Origin of the sequence: Micromonospora sp. CPCC 205546 (assembly GCF_036902715.1) — a bacterium.
Taxonomy (GTDB): domain Bacteria; phylum Actinomycetota; class Actinomycetes; order Mycobacteriales; family Micromonosporaceae; genus Micromonospora.
The window spans coordinates 1-6,171 of record NZ_JBAKHL010000133.1 but is presented as its reverse complement, the minus strand read 5'-3'; the positions used below and the strand labels follow the sequence as shown (position 1 = coordinate 6,171).

General features: G+C 76.5%; 4 protein-coding genes. 3 read left to right on the top strand and 1 reads right to left on the bottom strand.

Annotated elements, in window-relative coordinates:
* Nucleotides 1-3,093, bottom strand: a 3,093-nt coding sequence (locus tag V6U77_RS29425) for a type 2 lanthipeptide synthetase LanM family protein (protein ID WP_334610005.1), incomplete at its 3' end; no start/stop codon positions are given.
* Between the two features lie 306 nt (nucleotides 3,094-3,399).
* On the opposite strand from V6U77_RS29425, the gene V6U77_RS29420 reads away from it, so the two are divergent.
* The 3 genes from V6U77_RS29420 to V6U77_RS29410 form a co-directional block, all read left to right on the top strand.
* Nucleotides 3,400-5,220: an AfsR/SARP family transcriptional regulator gene (locus V6U77_RS29420; protein WP_334610004.1), complete on the top strand. Its 1,821-nt coding sequence runs from the start codon at nucleotides 3,400-3,402 to the stop codon at nucleotides 5,218-5,220.
* 58 nt (nucleotides 5,221-5,278) lie between these two features.
* Complete coding sequence (locus tag V6U77_RS29415; RefSeq protein WP_334610003.1) at nucleotides 5,279-5,635, top strand: hypothetical protein; 357 nt, start codon at nucleotides 5,279-5,281, stop codon at nucleotides 5,633-5,635.
* 5 nt (nucleotides 5,636-5,640) lie between these two features.
* The coding region (locus V6U77_RS29410; RefSeq protein WP_334610002.1) for a 3-hydroxyacyl-ACP dehydratase FabZ family protein at nucleotides 5,641-6,171 on the top strand (531 nt) is incomplete at its 3' end.

Genomic DNA, 6,171 nt, shown 5'->3' with positions numbered 1-6,171 from the left:
CGGCGGGAGCCCGAGCGCGCCGCCGTCGCCCGGCGGGGCGCCGCGGCCGGCCGCGCGCCCACCGCGACGGGCCGGCGCGTCGGGGGCGGACGCGTCGGAGACACCGGCGTGGGAAGCGGGAGCGTCGGAGGCGTCGGCGTCGGGGGCGAGGGCGAGGGCGTGGTGGGCGAGCGCCAGGCCGGCCGCGCCCCGACACCAGCCGTACCCCGCCGGCAGGTCACCGGTCGGAGCGCCGGCCCGCCGCAGCGCGCGCCGGCCGGCCTGCGCGTAGCGGGCGCCACCGGTGCCGGCGTAGCGGCCCAGGGCCCAGCCGATGCCGGCCAGCCCGTCGGCGAAGCCCGCCCGCGTCGGCAGGTCCCCGCGTTCGACGACGTCGACGAGCCGGTCGGCCCAGCGGCGGGCGAGCGACGCGGCCGGCGCGTGGTCCAGCTCGGCGTGCACCGCGTGCATGGCGGCGAGGCAACCCGCGCCACCGTCGGCCCAGGCGACGGCCGGGGCGCCCGCGCTGGCGGCGGCCGCCAGGTCGACCGCGGCGCGGGCCTGCCCGGCGAGCCCGGGGTCGGCCAGCAGGGTGGACAGCCTGGCGAGCCCGTACGCGACGCCACCGAGGCCGTACAGTCCGCCGGGGCCGATCGCGGCGACCAGGTCCGGGCGCGCGTCGAGCAGCCGGAACAGCCCCGGCACCCCGCCGACGGCCCGGTGGGCCAGCTCGGCGTAGCGGGCCGTGCCGGTCACCGCGGCGAGCTGGCCGAGGAAGAGCGCGACCCCGAGATGCCCGGCGGCCAGCCCGGCACCCATCGGCAGGACGAGCCACTGCCGGTCGTCGACCAGCTCCAGGCCGAGCCAGTTCACCCGGTCCGTGCCGGCAACGCCGCGGGCCTGGATCTCGTCGGCCAGCGCGCACGCGGCGGCGAGCAGGCGCTCCGGCGACGCGGCGGCCTCCGTGACCGGTCGTGACGCCGGTGCGCCGGCGTGCCGGCCGTCGACCGGGCGCCGGGTCGCCAGCGTCGCCGCGACGATCCACTCCTGGTGCCGACGGTCGGCCTCGTCCAGTGCGGCGATCTTGCTCAGCGCGGCGTCGAGCCCGCAACGGGCCAGCGGCACGGGCAACAGGGCGCCGTCTCCGGCGACCCGCACCGCCCGGTCGCCCGGCGTGCCCTCGAACAGCGGTACGTCGCCCGCCCACAGCGCGGCGAGTTCGTACGCGGGGAGCTGGGCGAGGAACGGGTGCCCGACCGCGCTGGACCACAGGACGCCGAACGCTCGGTCGCGCTCGAGCGCGTCGCCGAGCACGTCCGGGTGGGTGGTCTCGGTGAGCAGGGTGTGGTACGCCGAGGTGGGCCGGGCGACCAGCCGTACCGGGACGTCGGCGCAGGAGGCGACCAGGTCGGTGAACTCCGGCCGGTGCGCCCGGATCGTCTCGTACGCCAGCCGGAACCCCGCCCGCAGCGCCGGCTCGTGGGCGCCGGGATCGACCACGGCGTCGCCGACGCGGGGCCGGTTGCGACCACCGGCGAAGTCGACGGCGCGACGGGTCAGCCGCATCCGGTCGGTGCCCGGGTCCGCCCAGTGCAGCGCGCTGGCGGGTGCGGTCCCGCCCTGGTCGCCCCCGACGCCGGACAGGTCCATCGCCCCCTGGTCGCCCACGACGATCACCGGCATCAGACCGGTCCGGTGCACCGAGGCGGTCAGCAGGTCGGCGGCGGGGTCACCGGTGCCCACCGGTTCGCCCAGCGCCGGGTGGAAGAGCGTCTCGGTGTCCACCACGACCGGAGTGTCGCCGGCGGCGATGAGGTTCTCGTAGTGCATGTCCGTGGCGTGCAGGGCGTGCAGCAGCGCGACCAGGGCGCCCTGCCGGCGGTAGAACGCGTCCGCCTGCCCCGGGTGGCTCAGCGCCGCCGCGTCGACGTGCTCCGACCAGCCGTAACCGGGCCGCACGAGGGTGGCGACGCCGCGCAGCCCCAGCCCCGGCGCCCGCTGCTCCAGCCAGTCGACGAACCCGGTGAAGCGGACCTGGCAGGTGAGGTCGCGCGGCTTGTAGACGACGCGTCGGCCGTCCGCGAAGCGCAGGATGCTGGTCGTCCGGCCACCGGCGTGGGCGTCGCCCAGGTTGCTGCGGATCTCGACCAGCGGGCCGGGGTCGCCGCCGCCGAGCAGGCTCCCCACCAGGGCGTCGCGATCGGCGACGAACCGGGTCAGGAGTTCGAGCCGGGCCCGGGCGGCCGTCGTGCCGGCCTGCGCCAGCAGGCGGGCCAGCACCGGGTGGCGCTCGACCAGCTCGGCCAGCCCGGCGGGGTCGCAGAGTTGGGCCACGAAGTCGGCGAACCGGGCCCGGCCGTCGGCGCCGGCGAGCCGACCGGCCGACCGGCGCCGGTGCAGCTCCGAGACCAGCGTGCGGGCCGCGAGGGCGAGCAGGTGCCGGCCCAGTGCGGCGGCGAACTGGTCGGTGAGGGCGGTCAGGTCGACGGTCCGCACCGTCGCGCGCCTGCGGGCTGCGGGAAGGAACCGGTCGACGGCGACGTCGACGAACGGTCGCAGGGGCGCGGTGAGGGCGGCCCGCCAGTCCGCCGGGTCCGCCGGAGGTCGGGGCGTGGTCGCGGCGGCCAGGGCCGCCTCGACGTTCTGCGCCCAGGCCGGGCGGGGCGTCCTGGCGGCGAGCGCGGCGCGTTCCTCGACCAGCAGGGCGCGCAACCCCGCCTCGTCCAGGCCGACCTCGGCGAGCCGTGCCGCCAGGCCCGGACCGTGCGCGGCGCGCCACCGGGCCAGCCGCGCGTCGGCGGCGTCCCCGCGCACGCCGGCGGTGCCGTCCGCGGGGACCGCGCCGTGGGCGCCGTCGGCGGCGCGCGTAGTGTCCGCAGCGCCAGCGTCGTCCGTGGTGTCGCATCCACCGGCGGTGTCGCCGGCGTCCGTGGTGTCGGCGTAGCCGGCGGGGTCCACGTCGCGCGGCGGACCGGCGGACGGCGGGCCCGGTGCGGCGCCGGCCCGGCCGGGCGCGCGTTCGTGCAGTGCGAGCCCCGAGGCCCACCAGTGCGGGGCCAGCCGTACGCCGGAGCAGGCGTGATCGGTGGCGCCGGCCAGGGGAGTCGAGGTCACCGTTGCACGGTGCCAGAGCGGTTCGCCGAGTTCATGCGTGGAAACTACCCACATTCGCGCCACGGCGCTGGCCGCGACGAGTGTGCGCGAGCCCGCCGGGCCCCGGACGCCGGGGCCGACGGTGCGCGAGGGCGTTCGTCGCCCGCCGTGCGGCCCGCCCCATCCTAGTCACGATGAGTGATCAAGTGAATGGCCAGCGTGATGACGGTGGAAATTGGGTGTCGACCACGCATGTGGATGGTGCCGGTGCCGGTGAGTCTTCGGACGACTGTTCTGCCCGGGGCGGCGCGATGAACGGAGCCAGGGATGGAGTTTCGGGTACTGGGACCGGTGGGGGCCTGGCGGGGTGACGCGGAGGTGGCGCTGGACGGGGCGAAGCAGCGCACCGTGCTCGCGGCGTTGCTGCTCGCCGAGGGGCGTACCGTGCCGGACACCCGGCTGTGCGAGCTGCTCTGGGGGGAGCACCCGCCCGCCACCTTCGCCGCCCAGCTCTACAACTACGTCTCGCGGCTGCGCAAGTACCTCGGTGCCGAGGTGGACATCGTGCGGCAGTGGTCGGGCTACCAGGTCCGCATCGGTGCCGCCCGGCTCGACCTCGTCGAGTTCGAGCGACTGGCCGAGGCCGGGCGGGAGGCGCTGCGCGGCGGGCGGCACGCCGAGGCCGCCGAGCGGCTGCACGCCGCCATGTCGATGTGGCGCGGTCCCGCGCTGTCCAACGTGACCGAGCACCTCGCGACGGCCGAGGCGCACCGGATGGCGGAGCTGCGGATGGCGGTGCTGGAGAGCCGGATCGAAGCCGACCTGCGGCTGGGGCGTCACCTCCGGCTGGTGCCCGAGATCACCCGGCTCGTCGCCGAAAACCCGCTGCACGAGGGGCTGCGGGGCCAGCTGATGACCGCCCTGCTGCACTGCGACCGGCAGGCCGACGCGCTGGCCGCGTACCACGAGGGCCGCCGGGTTCTCGCCGACGAGCTGGGCGTCGACCCGGGGCCGCTGCTCACCGAGGCGTACCGGTCGATCCTCGCCGGCCCCCCGGCCCCGCCGGTCGTCGTCGCGGAGCCGAGCTGGCACGGGGTGCGGCCCGCGATGCTGCCGCCGGGCGTCGGTGACTTCGCCGGGCGGGAGGAGGAGCTGAGCGGGTTGCTGCGGGTGCTGACCGCCGAACCGCACGCCCGCCCGCCGGTCGCCGTGGTCACCGGAATGGCCGGCGTCGGCAAGAGCACGCTCGCCCTGCACGCGGCCCACCTCACCCGGACCGCCTTCCCTGACGGCCAGCTCTACGCCGATCTCGGCCGCGGGCGGGGCAACGCCGTCGAGCCCTACGACGTGCTCGGCTGGTTCCTGCGCAGCCTCGGGCACCCCGAGTCGGCGATCCCGAAGGGACTCGACGAACGGGTCCGGCTCTACCGCAGCCAGCTCGCCGGGCGGCGGCTGCTGGTCATGCTCGACGGCACCGCCGACTACGCGCAGGTGTGCCCGCTGCTGCCCGGCGACCCCGGCTGCCAGGTCATCGTCACCAGCCGGCTGCGGATGCCCGAGCTGGCCGGCGCCACGTCGATCGAGGTCGGCACCCTGGACCGGGCGCAGGCGCTCGCGCTGCTCGGGCGGATCATCGGGGCGCAGCGGATCGCGGAGGAGACCGACGCCGCCGGCCGGATCGTCGAGCTGTGCGGCCGGCTCTCGCTCGGCGTCCGGGTCGCCGGATCGCGGCTGCTGGCGCGCCCGCACTGGTCGCTCGGGTACCTGGCGGACCGGCTCGCCGACGAGCGGTACCGCCTCGACGAGCTCCGGCTGGGCTCGATGGACGTCCGGGAACGACTGGACAGCAGCTACCACCAGCTGGCCGACCTGGGACAGCTCGCCCTGCGCCGGCTGTCGCTGCTGCGCGTGCCGGCCTTTCCGAGCTGGTGCACCGCGGAGGTGCTGGGCGTGTCTAGGCACGCCGGCGAGGAGGTGGGGGAGGACCTGGTCGACGCCCGGCTGCTGGAGATCGTCGAGTCCGACGGCGGCCGGCGGCAGCGCTTCCGCTTCCACGACCTCGTGCGCGTCTTCGCCCGGGAGAAGGCCGACCAGGCCGACCGGGTGCTGGTGGCCGGCGCCGGGGCGCTGAGCGCGGTGGGAAGTTGAGCCGGCGGCGGTGTAGAGAAGATATAGCCGGCGGCCGCACGGTCACGGGGTGAAAAGCGTGACAACCAGGGACTGCGCGACGGCCGTCCCCGTCGACGTGGAGCGCGTCGCCCCCGACACGATCGTGGCCCGGATCCGCCCCGACCTCGGCGATCCGGTCTTCGCCGGCCACTACCCGGGCTTTCCGCTGCTGCCCGGGGTGCACATCTTCGAGTTCGTCCACCGGGCGGTGCGCGCCGTGGCCCCCGAGCTGGTGCTGACCGAGATCGTCAGCTGCCGTTTCCTGCTGCCCTTCCGCGGCGACGACGAACTCGTCATCACGATCCACCGCGACGGCGAACTGTGGCGGGGCGAGGTCGCCGTCGCCGCCGTGCCCGTCGCCGAGGTGCTGCTGCGCTACGCGAGCGAGGAGTGACCGCCATGATGGGGATCGAGGAGATCAAACGGATCGTCCCCCACCGGCCACCGATGCTGCTGGTCGACCGGGTCACCGAGCTGGTGCCCCGGCGACGGCTGGTGGGCTCGTTCACGGTCACCGGTGACCGTCCGCTGCCGATGTCGCTGCTGCTGGAGTCGTGGGGGCAGGCGGCGCTGGTGCTGATCCGACACGACCGGCCGATGCCGGACGTGCTGACCGACGGCGTGCCGGTGGCCGGCGTCTTCGAACACATCCGCTTCGGCCGGCCGGTCCTGCCCGGGGAGACGGTGCAGCACCGGGTCACCATGAACCGGCTGGTCGCCGACACCGCCTTCGTCACCGGAGACAGCGTGGTCGGCGACACCGTGGTGCTGCGGGTCGGCCGGCTGGTCGGGGCGATGCGCTCGGTGGAGTCGCTGCGGGCGTCCCTGGCGGCGGCGGCCCGGGACGCGCGGCCGGCGGCGCCGGACCACCCGGCGGGCCCGGACCCGCAGGCCGGCCCCGACCCGCGGGGGGCCACGGGCAAGTCGGAG

What these genes read in the sequence shown, in the direction of transcription:
- V6U77_RS29420 (WP_334610004.1), top strand. Translation starts at nt 3,400, where the DNA reads ATGGAGTTTCGGGTACTGGGACCGGTGGGGGCCTGGCGGGGTGACGCG.